Below are 18,073 nucleotides of genomic sequence, written 5' to 3' on the forward strand. Positions count from 1 at the left end.
GGCGGGGGTCATCCGTCGCTGACGTCGTGGGGCTGGCTCTGCTGTCGCCAGTACGTCAGGGCCTCGGCGGCTTCGGCGGTGAGCGGATGGTCCGGGCCGACCACCCGCAGACAGGTGGCCAGCAACTGCTCCAGGGCGTCGGCGGCACCCGCCGGATCCCCTGCGTGCCCCCGCCACGAGGCCAGGTTCCGTTGCGCGGACAGGGTCTGCGGATGCTCGGCGCCGAGCACCCGGATGTAGTCCGCGACCAGTGCCCGCGTCTCGCTCACCGCGGCGGCGTGCTCACCGGTGACGCCGAGCTGGAAGGCCAGGCCGTTGCGGGCTTTCAGGGTCACGTCGTGCTCGGGGCCCAGCAGCCGATGGCAGTCGGCGAGCAGCTCACGGAGCGCGACGACCGCACCGGCCGGATCACCGGCCTGTCCCCGTAGCCAGGCCAGGCTTCCCCGGGAGTTCAGTGTCTCGGGGTGGTCCGGGCCGTTCACCCGTAGGCGGTCGGCGAAGACCTCGGCGGTGGCTTCGGCGGCCCCGGCGGGATCGCCCGCCTCGCCCCGCCAGAAGGCGATGTTGTGCCGGGTGGTCAATGTGAGCGGGGCGTCCGGGCCCAGCACCCGGATGCAGTCGGCGGCGAGCGTGACGAATTCGTCCGCCGCCCCGGCGGCATCTCCGCCCCAACCCCGGTGGAAGGCGTGCAGAAAACGGAAGTTGAGTGTTCCGGCGTGGTCCGGCCCGTACAGCCGCAGCGAGTCGGCGATGGTCCGATCCAGGCCGTCGCTGGCGGCCCTGACCAGCCCGGCGTCACCCAGGCTGCTGTAGAGGCTGATCAACACGTCCCGAGATTCGTCGCGGAGCAGCAGGTCACCGACATGATCACGGAGCGCGACGGTGTTCGCCCGGAACGCCTGACTGAGGGCCGGGCGGGTCTCGCTCTCGGGCCACTGGTCCAGCAGCGCGGCGGCGGCGGTCCGGGTGGCCCGGCTGAGCTGGTCGCCGGTGAGCTGATCCCGTGCGGCGCGCTGCACCAGCGCGTGCACCCGCAGGCTGCCACCGTGCGGGTCGTGCGTGATCAGGTTGAGCCGGTGCAGGTTGTGCAGGGCGCGACCCACGTCGTCCACCCCGACGACGTCGTCGGTGCCGCGTGCCTCGGTCAGATAGGCCAGTACGGCCGTGGTGGTGAGCAGGGTGGTGGGGACGCCGTTGGGGTCCAGCAGCGCGACCAGATTCAGCACCGGCCGGGCCAGGCCGGCGGGGGCCGCCGCGTCGGCGGCGTCGATGGACAGCGCCCAGGTCGCCGCCACCGTGGCCCGGTGGTCGTCGGGGAGGGCGTCCGGCTGGGGCACCAACTCGTCGAGCCGCCGTCGGCGGTCGGTGAGCAGCCGGCGGTAACCGGCGCAGTCGAGCCCCCGGTCCCGGATGAAGGCGGCGGCCTGGGCGACGGCCAGCGGCAGATGGCCGAGGTCGGCGGCGAGTTGACCGGCCTCGGCCAGCCGACCCGGGTCGGCGATGGCCCGGTGCAGGTAGCCTGCGGCCTCGGCCTCGCTGAAGAGCCCCACCTCGACCAGGACGCGACCCTCGGCGGCGAGGACGGCGTCACGTCGGCGGGTGGTGACGATCGTGCGCCCGTGGCGGTTGGCGGGCGGCCACCAGCCGGCCGCGTGGGCCGGCGTGTCGAGGTTGTCCAGCACCACCAGCCAGCGGCGGTCGGTGCGTTCGCACCAGTTCAGCAGTGTCGCGGCGGCCTGCTCCAGGTCCACCGTCGGATCGACCAGACGTAGTTGCCAGGCAGCCTGGGCGTAACCGGCGAGGATGGCGTCCCGGCTGATGGCGGTGATCCAGACCAGCAGGTCGAGTTCGCCGGTGTGGGCCAGGCGTCGGGCGAACTGGGCCGCGAGTTGGGTCTTGCCGACACCGCCCATCCCGGAGAGCACCTGGGTGAGCACTGCGGTGCGGCCGGTCCGGGCGACGCGGGTCAGGTCCAGCTGCGCACGTCGGTCCTGGAACCAGGACGCGGACTGCGGCAGCCGTCCGACCTGCACCAGACGGCCGGTCGCCGGGGCACGGTCGGCTCGGCCGACCCGCAGCGCCTGCACGGCGGCGATGGTGCCGACCAGGGAGAACACCGCGCTGACGATGCCGGCGATCCAACCGGCCTGCTCGGTGCCGGCCCAGCCGGGGCGCAGCGCTGCGCCATCGACGGGACGACGCAGCAGCACGATGGCCACGGCGGCAGCCAGCAACGCCGCCAGCAGCAACATCACCGCCCGCCGGCCGGGCGGGCGACGGCGGAAGACCTCACCCATGTCTCCATCATCCCGTGTGGACGCACGCCGCTCATCGGTGCTCCGGAGCGCTCCTGCGGCCTCACGGATGGTGATGTCCGGTCATCTGGTCACGACGGGTGCCCGCAACACCCCAGGCCGGGGTCGGGCCGGCCGGCGGACGGGTGGGCCGCGCCGACCGGCGACGGGGTCACTCGCCGGTGACCCCGTCGAGGCGTTCCCGGAGCAGGTCGGCGTGACCGTTGTGCCGGGCGTACTCCTCGATCAGGTGCAGGTAGACCCAGCGCAGGCTGAAGGTCCGCCCCTTGGTGCCGACCTCGGTGAACGTCTCGTCGAGCGAGCGGCCCACGGCGGCGGCCCGGGCCAGCTCGACCTGCTCGTGGTAGGTGGCGAAGTCGGCCTCGGCGTCGGCGTGGCTCACGTCGAGGTCGGCGTCCGGGTCGTCCACGGAACCGTATGGGTAGTCGACCTGCTGCCCGGCGAAGTTCTCCCGGAACCACCAGGCCTCCACCTCGCCCAGGTGCCGGACCAGGCCGAGCAGGGTGAGCTCGGACGGCGGCACGCTCGGGGTGCGCAACTGCTCGCCGGTGAGCCCGGCACACTTGAGCAGCAGGGTCTGCCGGTGGTAGTCGAGCCAGCTCTCCAGCATGGCCCGCTCGTCGCCGACGGGGAGTTCAGGGGTCCGGGTGATGTCCGGTGCTCGCCAGGTCATGCCCGGCATCCTCGTCGCCCGGTCCGACATTCCGCGACCGTTATTCGTCGCGTCGTCGGCGGCACCACCCGGCCCGGATGCCCGGCGACGACCCGGCGCAGGCGGCGGTCGCCGACCCTGCCCCGGTCAGGGGACGACGAGGACCGGCCAGCGGCCGGTGCGGACCAGGCGGGTGGCGACGGAACCGACCAGCCGGTGCCCGGCCTGCTCGGAGGAGCCGACCACCACCAGGTCCGCCCGGGACTCGTCGGCTGCCGCCCGCAACTCGGTGTACGCGTCGCCGCGCCGGCACAGGAACGTCACCGGCAGCCCCAGTTCCTCCGCGCCCCGGCGGCACTCCTGTCGCAGGTCGTCGGCGAGTTCGTCGTGGGTCTGCTGGACCGCCCCGGCCACCACCCCGGGCATCAGGCTGGTGTAGCCGGCCGGTGCGCTGACGAAGACCACCACCAGTCCGGCGCCCTGTCGACGGGCCAGCCCTGCCGCGTAGGAGGCGGCCCGTAGCGAGGTGCGGCTGCCGTCGACCCCGACCAGCACGACCCGGGGTCCGTCGGTGCCCCGCTCGAACTCCTGCGGGCGGGCCTGCGGGCCGTACTGCTCACGCTCGACGGGGACGCTCACCGGTCGGTCCCGGTGCGGACCACCGCCGCCCCGGCAGCCGCCGCGACGGTGGACTCCTGCGCGACGGTGTCGGTCCGGGCGTCCCCGGTGTGCTGGCGTAGCGGGATCTCCTTGATGAAGATCACCGCGATCAGGGAGATCAGCCCGAACGGGGCGGCGACCAGGAAGATGTCACCCGCGCCGTGGCCGTAGGCGCTCTCCACCACGGTCCGGATCGGCCCCGGCAGGGTGTGCACGTTGGGCAGCACGCCGCCGCTGCCCGAGCCGGTGGCCGGGATGCCCAGCGCGGTGAGTCCGTCGGCGATGTAGTCCTTGACCCGGTGGCTGAGGACCGCGCCGAGCACGGACACGCCGACCGCGCCGCCGAGGCTGCGGAAGAACGCCACCACCGAGCTGGCCGCGCCGAGTTCGTGGGCGTCGACGGTGTTCTGCACGGCGAGGACGAGGTTCTGCATGGTCATGCCGAGCCCGAGCCCGATCAGCGCCATGTAGATGGACAGGTGCCAGTAGGGGGTGTCGTAGCGGATCGTGCCCATCAGCGCGAAGCCGGCGGTGAGCAGCGCCGATCCGGCGACCAGGTAGCGCTTCCAGCGGCCGGTCCGGGTGATGATCCGGCCGACGACGACGGAGGAGATCAGCAGGCCGAGGATCATCGGCATGGTCATCAGACCGGACATGGTCGGGCTCTCGCCCCGGCTGATCTGGAAGTACTGGCCGAGGAAGACCGATGCGCCGAACATCCCGACGCCGACGGCGATGCTGGCGACGACGGCGAGGGTGATGGTCCGGTTGCGGAACAGCCTCGGCGGGATCATCGGCTCGCTGGCCCGGTTCTCGACGCGGACGGCGAGCACGCCGAGGGCGATCGCGCCGATCACCATGGCGGCGCTCTGCCCGGAGATCCAGTCGTACTTGTCGCCGGCCAGGGTGACCCAGATCAGCAGCAGCGACACGGCGGCGGTGATCAGGGTCGCGCCCCACCAGTCGATCTTCACCTGGCGCCTGACGACCGGCAGGTGCAGGGTCTTCTGGAGCACCACCAGGGCGGCGATGGCGAACGGCACGCCGACGTAGAAGCACCAGCGCCAGCCGAGCCAGGAGGTGTCGACGATGACGCCGCCGATCAGCGGGCCGCCGATGGTGCCGACGGCCAGCACCGCGCCGAGGTAGCCGCTGTACCGGCCGCGCTCGCGGGGCGCGATCATCGTCGCCATGATCACCTGGGCCAGGGCGGTGAGGCCGCCCGCGCCGACGCCCTGGAGCACCCGGCAGGCGATGAGCTGCTCGGTGGACTGGGACAGGCCGGCCAGCACGGAGCCCAGCACGAAGATGGCCAGGGAGAGCTGGACCAGCAGCTTCTTGCTGGTCAGGTCGGCGAGCTTGCCCCAGATCGGGGTGGTCGCGGTGGTCGCCAGCAGGGTCGAGGTGACCACCCACGTGTAGGCGGACTGGCCGCCCTTGAGTTCGGTGATGATCCGCGGCAGCGCGTTGGAGACGACCGTGGAGGAGAGGATCGCGACGAACATGCCCAGCAGCAGTCCGGAGAGGGCCTCCAGGATCTGCCGGTGGGTCATCTCGACGCCGGTCGCCCGGGTGGGCGCTGTCGCCTGGGTCATCGTCGTTGCCTCCGCTGGTGGTGAAAAGGGTGCCTCGGGCAACCGTAAGCGTTCGTTGCCCCAAGCAACAACCGGAGGTGACCTGGCTCTATTCCCTTGACCCCAGGCCGGGCCGGGCGGGGTCGGGCCGGGGCGCGGCGGGGCCGGGGCGCGGCGGGGTCGGGCCGGGCCGGGGTGCGGCGGGGTCGGCGCGTCGCACCGCCGGGCCGCAACGGGGTCAGCAGGTGACGCCCGCCGGAGCCGGGGAGTGGCGCGACAGGGTCAGAAGGTCTCGTTGAACCGGTGCATCAGGCGGGCGAACTCCTCGACGTCCCGCTTCGGCCAGGTCTCCATCGACCGGTTGATCTGGTCCATCCGGGCGGACCGGGCGGCGTCGAACCGCCGGGTGCCCTCCTCGGTCAGCCGCAGCTGCGCCGCCCGCCGGTCGACCGGGTCCGGATCGCGGCGCACCAGGCCCAGCGCCTCCAGCCCCTGGATCTGCCGGCTCAGCGTGCCCTTGCCGATGCCCAGCTCAGCGGCCAGGTCGGTCAGTCGGGTCGACCCGGACCGGCGCAACCACAGCAGCAGGCCGTACGCGTTCGGCTCCAGGTTGGGGTGCACCTCCCGGGCGATCTCCCAGGACAGTGCCCGGCCCCGGCGGAGCAGCGCCGTGAGTTCGTGCTCCAACACGCGCAGCGTCTCGGGCAGATGATCGTCCACGGCACGAGGGTACGTGGCGGAGGTCACTTCGCCGAGGAGAGCCGCTGCCGGGCCACCTCACGCAGGTGCCCGTCGCTGGTGGTGCCCTCGATCAGCACCACCGCCTCCCGCCCGGTGTGCCGCAGCGTGCTCACCGCGTTGCCGAAGTACGGGCCGGCCAGCTTCTTCCAGCGCACCGTCGGGCGGCGTACCCCGGCGGAGCGGGCCAGCGCCCGGGTGGCCGCCGCCGGTCCGGCGCTCCAGCCCAGCTTCATCAGCGGGCGCATCGCCGCCGGCACCTGGTTGTGGATCGGGGAACAGGTGAGCTGGTGCACCGGGGTACGCACCGCCGGGTCGTCGAACCGGGCGCGGGCCACGTACGAGTGGTGCACGTCGCCGGAGAGCACGCTGATCGACGCCGGCGCCGGGTACGCGGGCCCCGCGCCGATCCGGTCCCCGGTGCTGGCCGGGGTGCCGCTGCCCAGCCGCACGAACAGCGCGCCGAGGGCGTCGAACGAACGGCGGAACGCGGCCCAGTGCTCCAGGTCGAGCGCCCGGCGCAGCTTCTCGGCCAGCCCGGCGACCCACGGCCGGCCGGAGTCGGCCAGTTTCTCGTTCCACGCCTCCACGTGGTGGATGCCCGGCGGCAGCAGCCAGGGCAGCGACGCGCCGATCACCAGGTGGTCGTAGACCCCGTGGGCCCGGTCCAGGAACCAGGACCACTCACCGGCGGGCAGCATCGACCGGACGCCCGGTTCGAGCACCCGGCTGCACCGGTTGTCCAGCATGACCAGCCGGGTCCGGCCCAGGTCCAGCGCGTAGCTCCACTGGTACTGCACGGCCCGCCAGCGTTCGGTGTCGTGCGCCTCGTCGGCCTCGGAGTCCACCCGCTCGCCGAACTCGCGCAGCACCGCGGTGGCGTCCTCGGCGGCGACCACCTTGGCATAGAGCGGGTCGGCGGCGATCTCGTCCGGGGCGAGGTTGCCCAGGTGCTGGTAGACCCAGTAGGAGGCCAGGCCGCTGCGGATCCGCTCGGCCCACCAGGCCTGCTCGCGCATGTCGGCCCGCCACGACTTCGAGGTGTTCCAGTCGTCGATCACCTCGTGGTCGTCGAAGATCATCACGCTCGGCACCGTGGACAGCAGCCAGCGGATCTCCGGGTCGCGCCACGACTCCAGATAGAGCTTGGTGTACTCGTCGAAGCTGACCACCTGGTCGGCCGGGGCGTCCTTCGGCCGCCGCCGACGCCGCTTGAGCAACCGTTTGACCGTGGGCGAGGTGACGTCGGCATAGACCTGGTCGCCGAGCAGCACCAGCAGGTCGGGCAGGTCGTCCGGGTCGGGCGCGGCCATCAACCGCCGGGCGTACGCGTCAAGCGCGTCCGGGGGCAGCTTGCGGGTGGTGTTGTGCTGGGTGGTCTCCCGGCACGACCCGAAGATCAGGCTGACCGGCTGGTCCTGGTCGTCGGCCGCCCTGGTCCGGATCACGCTGGGCGGGAAGCCGTCCCGGGCCACCGGCCAGACCAGCTCGTCGTCGACAAGCACCTCGTAGCTGGTGGTGTGGTCCGGGGTGAGCCCCTCCACCACCACCAGCGCGTAGTGGTGCTCGTACGCGGAGAAGGTCGGCGCGGAGCCGGTGGCGCCGTCGGCCGTGCGGACGGTGACCACCGCGGGCCCGCTGGTCTCCACCCACACCGTCGCCCGGGTGCCGACGACCCGGCGCAGCAACGGGCCGATGAGCAGACGGGGCTCAGGCATGGGTGGCACCTCCGAGGAGAGGACGTTTCATCTTTTCTACCCCGTGGGTGGGTGGGTCACCCCCGGCAGCGGCGAGCGTACCCGCAGCTCGCTCAGCTCCGGAGGCGGTGAGTGGGACGCCGTCGCCGGCATCTGACAGGATTTCGGCATGACGGACTACCTCCTCGTCGCACTGGCCCTGCTCGGCGTGCTGATCCTCGGCGGCCTCGGCCTGGTCGTGCCCCGGCTGCGTCGGCGTGCCGCACCCCCGCTGCCGCAGACCGAGGTCGACACCCGGGCCGAGGAGGACCTCGCCGGGCCACCCGTCGAGGCGGCGGAGTCCGACCTGTCCACCGGTGTCCTGGTCGAGCCGCCGGTGGTCACGGCCCCACCGCTGGAGGTCCCCGAGCCGACCGCGGGCCGGCTGGTCCGGCTGCGGTCGCGGCTGGCCCGCTCGCAGAACGCCTTCGGCAAGGGCCTGCTCGGCCTGCTCGCCCGCGACCACCTCGACGAGGACGCCTGGGAGGAGATCGAGGACAGCCTGATCACCGCCGACGTCGGCATCGACGCCACCCGGGACATCGTCGACCGGCTCCGCGAGCGGACCCGGGTGCTCGGCACCCGCTCCGCCGGTGAGCTGCGCGACCTGCTCGCCACCGAGCTGGTCACCGCCCTCGACCCGGGACTGGACCGCTCGTTGCGCACCACCGGCCGCGACGGCATGCCGGCGGTGCTGCTGGTGGTCGGGGTCAACGGCGCCGGCAAGACCACCACCTGCGGCAAGATCGCCCGGGTGCTGGTCGCCGACGGCCGCTCGGTCACCCTCGGCGCGGCCGACACCTTCCGCGCCGCCGCCGCCGACCAGCTGGAGACCTGGGGCGGCCGGGTGGGCGCCGAGACGGTCCGGGGCGCCGAGGGCGCCGACCCGGCCAGCGTGGCCTTCGACGCGGTCCGCCGGGGCATCGACGCCGGCACCGACACCGTGCTCATCGACACCGCCGGCCGGTTGCAGAACAAGATCGGCCTGATGGACGAGCTGGGCAAGGTCAAGCGGGTGGTGGAGAAGCACGGCCCGATCGACGAGACGCTGCTGATCCTGGACGCCACCACCGGGCAGAACGGGCTGGAACAGGCCCGGGTCTTCACCGAGGTGGTGAACGTGACGGGCGTGGTGCTGACCAAGCTCGACGGGACGGCCAAGGGCGGCATCGTGATCGCCGTCCAGCGCAAGCTCGGCATCCCGGTCAAGCTGGTCGGTCTCGGCGAGGGCGCGGACGATCTGGCCCCGTTCGACCCGGCGCAGTTCGTCGACGCGCTGCTCGGCACCGAGCCGCTCGCCCGGGACGCGTAACCTCGCGGTGAGCAACGACGATCGCGCGTACGCCGGGTGGCGTGACCCCCGCCATGCGGCGCCGGGCCTGGGGAGACCGTACGTGACCTCGCAGGAGATCCCGCTGCACGGCGGGAACGTGAGCACCGTGGTCCGGGTCGGCGACACCGTCCGGCGCAACGCCGGCCCGTGGACGCCCTCGGTGCACGCCCTCCTGCGCCACCTGGAGTACGTCGGGTTCACCGGCGCTCCCCGGGCGCTGGGGATGGACGAGCGCAACCGGGAGGTGCTGTCCTACCTCGAAGGGGAGTGCGGGGAGTACCCGCTGGCCCCGCACTGGGTCACCGACGAGGCGCTGGTGACGGTGGCCACCATGCTGCGGATGTTCCACGACGCCCAGTACGGTTTCGCCCCGCCGCCCGGCGCGGTCTGGCGCTCGTTCGGGCCGCCGCCACCGGACACCGAGGTGATCTGCCACCACGACGCCGCCCCGCACAACGTGATCTGGCGGCCCGACGGCACTCTCGGCCTGATCGACTTCGACCTCGCCTCGCCCGGGGCCCGGATCTACGACGTGGCGTACGCGGCGTGGACCTGGGTGCCGATCTTCGCCGACCGGGACTCGATCACGCTCGGCTGGAAGCACCCGGACCGCCCCCGCCGGCTGCGGCTGTTCGCCGACGCGTACGGGCTGATCCCCCGGGACCGGCACCGGCTGATCCGGACCATCCGCAAGCGGATCGTCGACCACGTGGAGGGCATCCGGCGGATGGCCGCGGCGGGGGAGCCGGCGTTCGTCCGGATCGTGCACAAGGGTCACCTTCGGCGCCCGATGCGCGACCTGCGCCTGCTCGACTACGAACGGCACGCCCTGGAGCACGCCCTCCGCTGACCCGCTCGGGGCCGGTGCGCGCCCGGCGCGTCCCGCGCGCCCGGCCCGGCGGCCCCACGCGAGCCGGGCCCGGTCACCCCACGCGCCCACCACCCGGACCACCCCGGCGATCAGCCGCCATCGGGGAAAGAGCGGCCGTTCGTCACCGGACGGCCACTCTTTCGTTTCCCGGTTTTCATGATCGAGGTTCTTCACACGCCGGAAACAACCCGTCACGTGTCGGAAATCGAGGGGTGTCGGTCCAGGAAACAGCCGCCGACCAAGCTTCCGCCCAACCGGCGTACGGGCGACGCTGCCCCGGAAGCCGCGAAGGAGGGAACTTCACCTTTAGGAGGCCAGCGTGCCTGAAGCACCGACGATCGACGGCGGCAACACCGTTTGGCTGCTGGTTTCGACCGCTCTCGTGCTGCTCATGACCCCGGGACTGGCGCTGTTCTACGGCGGCCTCAACCGGGCCAAGGGCGTGCTCAACATGATGATGATGAGCTTCTCCGCCATCGGGCTCATCTCTGTTCTGTGGTGGTTCTACGGTTTCAGCATCGCCTTCGGGACCGACGTCAACGGTTTCTGGGGCGACCCCGGTGCCTACCTGGGCACCAAGACCTTCCTCGCCGAGACCGACCTGTGGGGCGCCACGGCGGAGAACCCCAGCGGCATCGGCGTCCCGCTGTACGTGTTCATGGCGTTCCAGATGGTCTTCGCGGTGATCACCGTCGCGCTGATCAGCGGCGCGATCTCCGACCGGGCCAAGTTCGGCGGCTGGCTGCTGTTCGCCTTCGGCTGGGCCACCCTGGTCTACTTCCCGGTCGCCCACTGGGTGTGGGGCGGCGGCATCATCGGTGCCAAGATCCACGCGTTGGACTTCGCCGGTGGTACCGCGGTGCACATCAACGCCGGTGCGGCGGCTCTCGCCGTCGCCCTGGTGCTCGGCAAGCGGCTGGGCTGGCCGCGTGAGGGCATGAAGCCGCACAACATCCCGCTGGTCGCGCTCGGCGCCGGCCTGCTGTGGTTCGGCTGGTTCGGCTTCAACGCCGGGTCGGAGCTCACCGTCGACTCGGTCGCCGGGCTGGCCTTCATCAACACCCAGCTCGCCACCGCCGCTGCGGTGCTCGGCTGGATCGCGGTGGAGTGGATCAAGGACAAGAAGCCGACCATGGTCGGTGCCTCGTCCGGTGCCGTCGCCGGTCTGGTCGCCATCACCCCGGCCTGTGGGTTCATCGCCCCCTGGGCGGCGGTCCTGCTCGGCATCGTCGCCGGTGTGGTCTGCGCCCTGGCCATCAGCCTGAAGTACAAGCTCGGCTACGACGACTCGCTCGACGTGGTCGGCGTGCACTTCGTCGGTGGCTGGATCGGGTCGCTCTGGCTCGGCCTGTTCGCCACCAACTCGGTCAACGCCGCGATCAGCGACGTGGTCGGCGCCTCCGACGGCCTGTTCTACGGCGGCGGCGTCACCCAGTTCGGCCGCCAGGCCCTCGCCGGCCTGATCGTGACCGCCTGGTCGTTCGGTGTCGCCTGGGTGCTCGCCTTCGTCATCGACAAGACCCTCGGTTTCCGGGTCAAGGCCGACGACGAGGTCGAGGGCATCGACATCAGCGAGCACGCGGAGAGCGGTTACGACCTGTCCCCGAGCACCGGCGGTGCCGGTGGCGGTGCGTTCGCGATGGCCGGGATCACCCCCGGCGGCGCGAAGCCGGCCTCCCCGGGGGCCCCCGAACCGGCCACCGCGCCCGTGGACGAGAAGGTCGCCGGTTAACGTTCGGAGAATGGAGGGCTTGGACATGAAGCTGGTGACCGCGGTCATCAAGCCGTACCAACTGGACGCGGTGAAGGAGGCCCTGCACGCCCTCGGCGTGGCCGGCCTGACCGTCAGCGAGGTCCAGGGGTACGGACGTCAGAAGGGGCACACCGAGGTCTACCGGGGTGCCGAGTACACGGTCGAGTTCCTGCCCAAGATCCGGGTCGAGGTGCTCACCGACGAGATGGACGTCGACAAGGTCGTCGACGCGATCGTGGCCGCCGCCCGGACCGGCAAGATCGGTGACGGCAAGGTCTGGGTGACCGGCGTGGAAGAGGTCGTCCGGGTCCGTACCGGCGAACGCGGCCTCGACGCCCTGTAGGAGGACCCCCCAGATGACCCCGTCGATCAAGAGGAACACGTCGGATGACACCGGAAACGGAGACGGGAACCTCTTGGTCGACGGGGTCGTCGGGGTCCCGGCGGGGATCGGGGAACCGGCCCGGGTGGGCCGGGCGGAGGCCTTCGACACCTGGCTGCGCGGGCTGCTGCCGAAGCGGGAGGGCATCGCGCTGATCGCCGTCGGTGGACTCGGCCGTCGACAGTGCGCCCCGTACGGCGACCTCGACCTGGTGCTGCTGCACGCCGGGGTGGCCGGGGTGGACGAGCTGGCCGCCTCGCTGTGGTACCCGATCTGGGACGCCGGGGTCCGGCTCGACCACTCGGTGCGTACCCTCGCCGAGGCGCTGTCGGTGGCCCAGGACGACGTCAAGGTCGCCCTGGCCCTGCTCGACGCCCGCTTCGTCGCCGGTGACCCGGCGCTGGCCGACACCCTCACCCGCACCGCCACCGACCACTGGCGGCGGACTGCCGTACGCCAGCTGCCCGCCCTGCGGGAGATCACCGAGGTGCGCTGGCGTACCCACGGTGAACTGGCCTTCCTGCTCGAAGGCGACCTGAAGGAGGCCGCCGGCGGGCTGCGCGACGTGGGCATCCTGCGGGCCATCGCCACCGCCGGGATCACCGACGCGCTGCGCCCCGCCGTCCGCGCCGCCCACCTGCGGCTGCTGGACACCCGCGACGCCCTGCACCGGCAGGTGGGCCGCCGGGTCGACCGGCTGGTCGCCCAGGAACGCGCCGGGGTGGCCGCGCTGCTCGGCCTGCGCCAGCCGACCCCGGAGGCCACCGACGCCGGGACGCGGGCGGAGACCGGCGACGGCGACGCCCTGCTGCGCCGGGTCGCCGGTGACGCCCGCACCGTCAGCCACGCCCTCGACGACGCCTGGCGGGCCGCCGACCGGCTCCGCTCCGGCCGCCGCCGGGGCGCCGACGGCCGGCCGCTGCGCCGCCCGGTGGCCCGGGACGTCGTCGAGCACGACGGGGAGCTGGTGCTCGCCCGGACCGCCATCGGGGCCCGCCCCGACCCGAGCCTGTCGCTGCGGATCGCCGCCGCCGCCGCCACCACCCGACTGCCGATCGCCCGGGCCACCTGCGAGTGGCTGGCCGCGTACTGCCCGCCGCTGCCCGCGCCCTGGCCACCGGCCGCCCGGTCCGCGTTCGTCACCCTGCTCGGTGCCGGCCCCGGCCTGGTGCCCGCCTGGGAGACCTGCGACCGGTACGGCCTGATCGACGGCTGGCTGCCCGAGTGGACCCGGCTGCGCAGCCTGCCGCAGCACAACCCGGTGCACCGGTTCACCCTCGACCGGCACCTGGTGCAGGCCGCGTACGAGGCGAGCCGGCACACCCGTGACGTCGAGCGCCCCGACCTGCTGCTGATCGGCGCGTTCCTGCACGACATCGGCAAGGGGCTGGACGGCGACCACTCGACCGTCGGTGCCCCGCTCGCCCAGGCGGTGGCCACCCGGATCGGCCTGCCCGCCGGGGAGGCGGCGTTGATCGGCACGCTGGTCCGGCTGCACCTGCTGCTGCCCGACGTGGCCACCCGCCGCGACCTGTCCGACCCGAAGACGATCGCCGGGGTGGCCGAGCGGGTCGGTGACACCACCACCCTGGAGCTGCTGCACGCCCTGGTGCTGGCCGACGCCGCCGCCACCGGCCCGGCCGCCTGGTCCGGCTGGAAGGGGCGGCTGATCGCCGAGCTGGTCGCCCGGGTACGGACCACCCTGGACACCGGCGTGGTGCCCGCCCCGCCGGACCCCGACCCGGCGCTGGTCGCCGGGCCGCTGCCGGTCGTGCACCTGACCGACGACCGGGTGGCGGTGGCCGCAGCCGACCGGCGGGGACTGCTCGCCACGGTGGCCGGCTGCCTGGCCCTGCACCGGCTGGACGTGATCTCGGCGGACGCCGCCACGGTCGACGACCGGGCCCTGGTCGAGTGCCGGGTGCAGCCGCGCTACGGGATGGCCCCGGACCCGATCGCGCTCAGTGCCGACCTGCGCCGCGCGGTCACCGGCGACGTCTCGGTCACCCAGCGGCTGCGGGGCCGGGCGCTCGCCGCGCGCAGCCAGGGTGCCGCGCCGAGGGTGGTCTGGCACCGGGAGGCGGCCACCGACGCGGTCCTGCTGGAGCTGCGCGCCGCCGACGCGGCGGGCCTGCTCTACCGGGTCACCTGCGCGTTGGACGAGGCCGGGGCGCAGGTGCGCGCCGCCCGGATCTCCACCCTCGGCGGTGACGTGGTCGACGCGTTCTACCTGGTCGGTGGTTGGCCGTCGGACGAGCAGCGGGCCCACATCGAGGCCGCCGTCCTCGCCGCCGTGTAGGACCGCGCCGCCGTCTCTCCCGGCCTTGCCGGGCAACTTCCGGGCAGTGCGGTACGCCCGTCGACGTATGCCGGGAGCCGCCGCCGGGCCGACGCGCCGAAGGCCCGGCGACGCGATCCTCGGGGCATGAACCTGCCAGTGCAGACCGAAGCGCTCACCAAGCGGTACGGCGGACTGACCGCCGTGCGGGATCTCGACCTGACCGTCCGGGCCGGCGAGGTGTACGGCTTCCTCGGCCCCAACGGCGCCGGTAAGACCACCACCCTGCGCATGCTGCTGGGCCTGGTCCGTCCCAGCACCGGGGCGGTGCGGCTGTTCGGCCGTACGCCTGGTGCGGGGTGGCTCGCCGGTGTCGGCGCGCTGATCGAGGGGCCGGCCTTCTACCCGTACCTGTCCGGGCGGGAGAACCTGCGGGTGCTGGCCCGCCTCGCCGGGGTCGGGGCGGACCGGGTCGACGCGGTCCTCGGCCTGGTCGACCTCGCCGACCGGGCGGGCGACCGGTACGCCGGCTACTCGTTGGGCATGAAACAGCGGCTCGGGGTAGCCGCCGCCCTGCTCAAGGACCCGCCGCTGCTGATCCTGGACGAGCCGACGAACGGCCTGGACCCGGCCGGCATGGCGGACATGCGGACGTTGATCCGGCGGCTCGGCGCGGCCGGTCGCACCGTGCTGGTCTCCAGCCACCTGCTCGGCGAGGTCGAGCAGGTCTGCGACCGGGTCGGTGTGCTCGCCCGGGGTGCACTGGTGGCCGAGGGCAGCGTCGCGGAGTTGCGTGGCGCGGCCGGGCTGCGACTGCTCGCCGACCCGTTGGACGAGGCGGCGGCCCGGGCCCGGGAACTCGTCGGCGTCGACCGGGTCCGGATCGTCGACGGTGGACTGGAGCTTTCGGTCGAGCCGGAGCGGGCGGCGTGGCTGAACACCGAACTGGTCGGTGCCGGCCTGGCCGTACGCGAACTGCGGCCCCGGGAACGGGATCTGGAGGAGGTCTTCTTCGACCTGGTGGGAAAGGGGACGGCCGATGTCGCGTAGTTTCCGCGCCGAACTGGTCAAGCTGGTCCGACGCCCGGCCGGCTGGCTGCTGCTGGCCGTCGCGCTGGCGCTCTCGCTGATCTTCACCTACCTCTTCCCGTACGCCGGGGTGGCCGGCGACGCCGACGGACCGAACACCGACCGGGCGCTGCCCGCGATGCTCCCCGACCACCTGGTCGGCAACTCCCTCGGCGGGTTGCCGATCTTCCTCGGCGCGATCCTGCTGATCCTCGGCGTGCTCACGGTCGGCGGGGAGTACGGCTGGGGGACCTGGAAGACCCTGCTCACCCAGGGACCCACCCGGCTCCAGGTGTACGGCGGCAAGCTGCTCACCCTCGCGGTCGCCGCGCTGGCCGTGGTGCTGGCGGTGTTCGTGGTCGGCGCGGTGGCCGCCGCGCTCATCGCGTCCGTCGAGGGACAGCCGGTGCGTTGGCCGTCGACCGGTGACCTGGTGACCGGTATCGGCGCGGGCTGGCTCATCGCCACCATGTGGGCCATGCTCGGTGCCGTACTGGCGGTCGCGCTGCGTGCGGTGGCGCTGCCGGTCGGCCTGGGACTGGTGTGGATGCTCGTCGTGCAGAATCTGCTCGCCGCGATCGCCGCGCCGCTTGTCGACTGGGTGGCGACGGCTCAACTGGGGCTGCCCGGCCCGAACGCCGGGGCGCTGGTGGCCGCGTTGGGTGCGCCCGGCGACACCCCCGGCGTCGCGGCCACGGTCGGTGGTGGGCAGGCGGCGCTGGTGGTCACCGCGTACCTGGTGGGTTTCGCGGCGGTCGGCGCGGTGCTGCTGCGCCGGCGGGACATCGGCTGAGCCGGGACGGGGGAGGGACGTGGCGCGTGAGAGCGGGGACCGGGGACGGTGGCTCCTCGACGGCCTGCTCGCCCTGGTCCTGCTGGCGATCGGGTTGGTCGGCACCGCGCCGGCCGGCCTGAACCAGGGCGTGCCCGCAGGCCCGGGCGCCTACCCGCTGGTCGTGGTGGCGGCGCTCGTGGTGGCGGTGCGCCGGCGCTGGCCGGCGGCCACGCTGGCGGTGGCCGCCGCCGCGACCACCGGCTACCTGGTGCTCGGGCAGCCGTACGGGCCGATCCTGCTGTCGTTCCTGGTGGCGGTCTACACGGTGGCTGCGCACCGGCCGGTCCGCGTCGCGGCGACGGCCGGCGCGGTCGTGCTGGCGGCGCTGCTGGTCCAGGTGTTCGTCGGCGTGCGTCCACTCGGCCCGGTCGCGTTGATGCCGGTCGCCGCGTGGGTGGTGGTGCCGTTCGCGGTGGGGGCGGCGGTGCGGCTGAGCCGGGAGGGCGCCGCCGGGGGCGGGCGGACGAGGCCCGCCGGCTGGCCGACGCGGAGCGGCTGCGGGTGGCCCGCGAGGTGCACGACGTGGTGGGCCATGGCCTCGCCGCGATCCACCTCCAGGCCGAGATCGCGCTGCACCTGCTCGCGCGCCGGCCGGAGCAGGCCGAGACGGCGCTCACCGCGATCAGCCGGACCAGCAAGGCGGCCCTGGACGAGCTGCGGGTCACCCTCACCGTGGTGCGCCGCGAGGAGGCGGTCGGCGGGCGCGGGCCGACACCCGGGCTGGCCCAGCTCACGCAGTTGCGCGAGCGGCTGGCCGGCACCGGCGTGTCGGTGGCCGTGGCGACGACCGGGACGCCGCGGCTACTGCCGGTGGCGGTGGACCTCGCCGTGTACCGGGTGGCGCAGGAGGCGCTGACCAATGTGCTGCGGCACGCCGGGCCGGCCACCGCCGAGGTCCGCATCGGCTATGCCGAGGACGAGGTCACGGTGGAGGTCACCGACACTGGCCGGGGCCGGCCCGCCGTGCCCGAGCCGTCCACCGGTTTCGGTCTGGCCGGCATGCGGGAGCGGGTCACCGCGCTGGGCGGTACCTTCAGCGCCGGGCCGGCCGCGTCCGGCGGTTTCCGGGTGTACGCCACGCTGCCGACGCGGGAGGTCGCATGATCCGGGTGCTGCTCGCCGACGACCAGGACCTGGTCCGGATCGGGTTGCGGACGCTGGTGGAGAGCGAGGACGACCTGACCGTCGTCGGGGAGGCCGCCGACGGGCTCGCCGCCGTGGAGGTGGCCCGTCGGGAACGCCCCGACGTGGTGTTGATGGACGTGCGGATGCCCGGCGTCGACGGCATCGAGGCCACCCGGCGCATCGTCGGGGATCCGACGCTGGCCGGTACCCGGGTGGTGGTGCTGACCACGTTCGAGCTGGACGAGTACGTCTTTGACGCCCTCCGGCACGGGGCCAGCGGTTTTCTCACCAAGGACACCCGCCCGGTCGAGCTGCTGCGGGCGATCCGCCTGGTCGCCGAGGGTGAGGCGCTGCTGTCGCCGTCGGTGACCAGGCGGGTGGTGCGGGAGTTCGCCACCCGCCCGGCCCGGGTCCCGCGTCCGCATCCCCGGCTGGGGTCGCTCACCCACCGGGAGCGCGAGGTGGTGGCCCTGGTCGGCGAGGGGTTGAGCAACGCCGAGATCGCCGACCGGCTGTGGGTCAGCCCGGCCACCGCGCGTACCCATGTCAGCCGGGCCATGGTCAAGCTGGGTACCCGGGACCGGGCCCAACTGGTGGTCTTCGCCTACCAGTCGGGACTGGTGGTGTCCTGACCCGGGTGGTGCCGGCGGGGGGTGGGGAAACGCGCGTCCGCTGCCTTCGGCGTGGCGCGGGGCGTGGCGTGCGGGGCCGGAGCGGGCGTGCGGCCGGCGGGCTACCCTAACGGTGGGCTGG

The 18,073-nt window shown here is 73.4% G+C and carries 16 protein-coding genes and 1 pseudogene; 10 read left to right on the forward strand and 7 right to left on the reverse strand.

Features of this window, described 5'->3' with window-relative positions; all coding sequences use genetic code 11:
* Window positions 1-8: 8 nt before the first annotated feature.
* The 6 genes from ACQP2H_RS07000 to ACQP2H_RS07025 form a co-directional block, all read right to left on the reverse strand.
* On the reverse strand, window positions 9-2,297 hold the full coding sequence (locus tag ACQP2H_RS07000) for a tetratricopeptide repeat protein (RefSeq protein WP_433231691.1): 2,289 nt from the start codon (window positions 2,295-2,297) through the stop codon (window positions 9-11).
* A 169-nt stretch (window positions 2,298-2,466) separates the two neighbouring features.
* Window positions 2,467-2,988: a DinB family protein gene (locus ACQP2H_RS07005; protein ID WP_433231693.1), complete on the reverse strand. Its 522-nt coding sequence runs from the start codon at window positions 2,986-2,988 to the stop codon at window positions 2,467-2,469.
* 126 nt (window positions 2,989-3,114) lie between these two features.
* Window positions 3,115-3,606, reverse strand: a complete 492-nt coding sequence (locus tag ACQP2H_RS07010; RefSeq protein WP_219468277.1) for a universal stress protein — start codon at window positions 3,604-3,606, stop codon at window positions 3,115-3,117.
* Window positions 3,603-5,222, reverse strand: a complete 1,620-nt coding sequence (locus ACQP2H_RS07015; protein WP_219468280.1) for an MDR family MFS transporter — start codon at window positions 5,220-5,222, stop codon at window positions 3,603-3,605. Before ACQP2H_RS07015 ends, ACQP2H_RS07010 begins: the two co-directional genes overlap by 4 nt.
* A gap of 261 nt (window positions 5,223-5,483) precedes the next feature.
* Window positions 5,484-5,921, reverse strand: a complete 438-nt coding sequence (locus ACQP2H_RS07020; protein WP_307826066.1) for a MarR family winged helix-turn-helix transcriptional regulator — start codon at window positions 5,919-5,921, stop codon at window positions 5,484-5,486.
* A 23-nt stretch (window positions 5,922-5,944) separates the two neighbouring features.
* On the reverse strand, window positions 5,945-7,657 hold the full coding sequence (locus ACQP2H_RS07025; protein ID WP_363820350.1) for an alkaline phosphatase D family protein: 1,713 nt from the start codon (window positions 7,655-7,657) through the stop codon (window positions 5,945-5,947).
* A 148-nt stretch (window positions 7,658-7,805) separates the two neighbouring features.
* On the opposite strand from ACQP2H_RS07025, the gene ftsY reads away from it, so the two are divergent.
* From ftsY to ACQP2H_RS07065, 8 genes and pseudogenes are all read left to right on the forward strand, one after another.
* Window positions 7,806-8,987, forward strand: a complete 1,182-nt coding sequence (ftsY, locus tag ACQP2H_RS07030) for a signal recognition particle-docking protein FtsY (RefSeq protein ID WP_357534564.1) — start codon at window positions 7,806-7,808, stop codon at window positions 8,985-8,987.
* Between the two features lie 7 nt (window positions 8,988-8,994).
* Window positions 8,995-9,858, forward strand: a complete 864-nt coding sequence (locus ACQP2H_RS07035) for a phosphotransferase (protein WP_172898393.1) — start codon at window positions 8,995-8,997, stop codon at window positions 9,856-9,858.
* Between the two features lie 340 nt (window positions 9,859-10,198).
* A complete protein-coding gene (locus ACQP2H_RS07040; RefSeq protein ID WP_208567198.1) occupies window positions 10,199-11,611 on the forward strand; it encodes an ammonium transporter in 1,413 nt (470 codons plus the stop codon).
* A 25-nt stretch (window positions 11,612-11,636) separates the two neighbouring features.
* Entirely contained in the window at window positions 11,637-11,975 is a 339-nt protein-coding gene (locus ACQP2H_RS07045; RefSeq protein WP_067307311.1) for a P-II family nitrogen regulator, read from the forward strand.
* Window positions 11,976-11,988: 13 nt separating this feature from the next.
* A complete protein-coding gene (locus tag ACQP2H_RS07050) occupies window positions 11,989-14,313 on the forward strand; it encodes a [protein-PII] uridylyltransferase (RefSeq protein ID WP_219468292.1) in 2,325 nt (774 codons plus the stop codon).
* A gap of 126 nt (window positions 14,314-14,439) precedes the next feature.
* Window positions 14,440-15,342 (forward strand): ABC transporter ATP-binding protein, encoded by a 903-nt coding sequence (locus ACQP2H_RS07055; RefSeq protein ID WP_219468294.1) that lies wholly within the window; start codon window positions 14,440-14,442, stop codon window positions 15,340-15,342.
* Window positions 15,332-16,153: an ABC transporter permease subunit gene (locus ACQP2H_RS07060; RefSeq protein ID WP_219468297.1), complete on the forward strand. Its 822-nt coding sequence runs from the start codon at window positions 15,332-15,334 to the stop codon at window positions 16,151-16,153. The genes ACQP2H_RS07055 and ACQP2H_RS07060 overlap by 11 nt, the downstream gene beginning before the upstream one ends.
* Before the next feature lie 19 nt (window positions 16,154-16,172).
* Window positions 16,173-16,550 (forward strand): annotated as a pseudogene (locus ACQP2H_RS07065) (DUF7134 domain-containing protein); the annotation flags it as partial.
* On the opposite strand, the gene ACQP2H_RS07070 reads toward ACQP2H_RS07065, so the two are convergent.
* Window positions 16,454-16,729, reverse strand: a complete 276-nt coding sequence (locus tag ACQP2H_RS07070) for a hypothetical protein (protein WP_433231701.1) — start codon at window positions 16,727-16,729, stop codon at window positions 16,454-16,456. The pseudogene ACQP2H_RS07065 and the gene ACQP2H_RS07070 sit on opposite strands and share 97 nt — an antisense overlap.
* On the opposite strand from ACQP2H_RS07070, the gene ACQP2H_RS07075 reads away from it, so the two are divergent.
* Window positions 16,718-17,299, forward strand: a complete 582-nt coding sequence (locus ACQP2H_RS07075) for a sensor histidine kinase (RefSeq protein ID WP_433231704.1) — start codon at window positions 16,718-16,720, stop codon at window positions 17,297-17,299. The genes ACQP2H_RS07070 and ACQP2H_RS07075 overlap by 12 nt on opposite strands.
* Window positions 17,296-17,952 carry a response regulator transcription factor gene (locus tag ACQP2H_RS07080; RefSeq protein ID WP_219468303.1) on the forward strand — a complete coding sequence of 219 codons (657 nt, stop codon included), beginning with the start codon at window positions 17,296-17,298 and terminating at the stop codon, window positions 17,950-17,952. Before ACQP2H_RS07075 ends, ACQP2H_RS07080 begins: the two co-directional genes overlap by 4 nt.
* Window positions 17,953-18,073: the final 121 nt, after the last annotated feature.

This window comes from Micromonospora sp. CA-248260, assembly GCF_050942205.1.
Lineage (GTDB): Bacteria > Actinomycetota > Actinomycetes > Mycobacteriales > Micromonosporaceae > Micromonospora > Micromonospora antibiotica.

What these genes read in the sequence shown, in the direction of transcription:
- ACQP2H_RS07000 (WP_433231691.1), bottom strand. Translation starts at nt 2,297, where the DNA reads ATGGGTGAGGTCTTCCGCCGTCGCCCGCCCGGCCGGCGGGCGGTGATG.
- ACQP2H_RS07005 (WP_433231693.1), bottom strand. Translation starts at nt 2,988, where the DNA reads ATGACCTGGCGAGCACCGGACATCACCCGGACCCCTGAACTCCCCGTC.
- ACQP2H_RS07015 (WP_219468280.1), bottom strand. Translation starts at nt 5,222, where the DNA reads ATGACCCAGGCGACAGCGCCCACCCGGGCGACCGGCGTCGAGATGACC.
- ACQP2H_RS07025 (WP_363820350.1), bottom strand. Translation starts at nt 7,657, where the DNA reads ATGCCTGAGCCCCGTCTGCTCATCGGCCCGTTGCTGCGCCGGGTCGTC.
- ftsY (WP_357534564.1), top strand. Translation starts at nt 7,806, where the DNA reads ATGACGGACTACCTCCTCGTCGCACTGGCCCTGCTCGGCGTGCTGATC.
- ACQP2H_RS07045 (WP_067307311.1), top strand. Translation starts at nt 11,637, where the DNA reads ATGAAGCTGGTGACCGCGGTCATCAAGCCGTACCAACTGGACGCGGTG.
- ACQP2H_RS07050 (WP_219468292.1), top strand. Translation starts at nt 11,989, where the DNA reads ATGACCCCGTCGATCAAGAGGAACACGTCGGATGACACCGGAAACGGA.
- ACQP2H_RS07055 (WP_219468294.1), top strand. Translation starts at nt 14,440, where the DNA reads ATGAACCTGCCAGTGCAGACCGAAGCGCTCACCAAGCGGTACGGCGGA.
- ACQP2H_RS07060 (WP_219468297.1), top strand. Translation starts at nt 15,332, where the DNA reads ATGTCGCGTAGTTTCCGCGCCGAACTGGTCAAGCTGGTCCGACGCCCG.
- ACQP2H_RS07070 (WP_433231701.1), bottom strand. Translation starts at nt 16,729, where the DNA reads ATGGCCCACCACGTCGTGCACCTCGCGGGCCACCCGCAGCCGCTCCGC.
- ACQP2H_RS07080 (WP_219468303.1), top strand. Translation starts at nt 17,296, where the DNA reads ATGATCCGGGTGCTGCTCGCCGACGACCAGGACCTGGTCCGGATCGGG.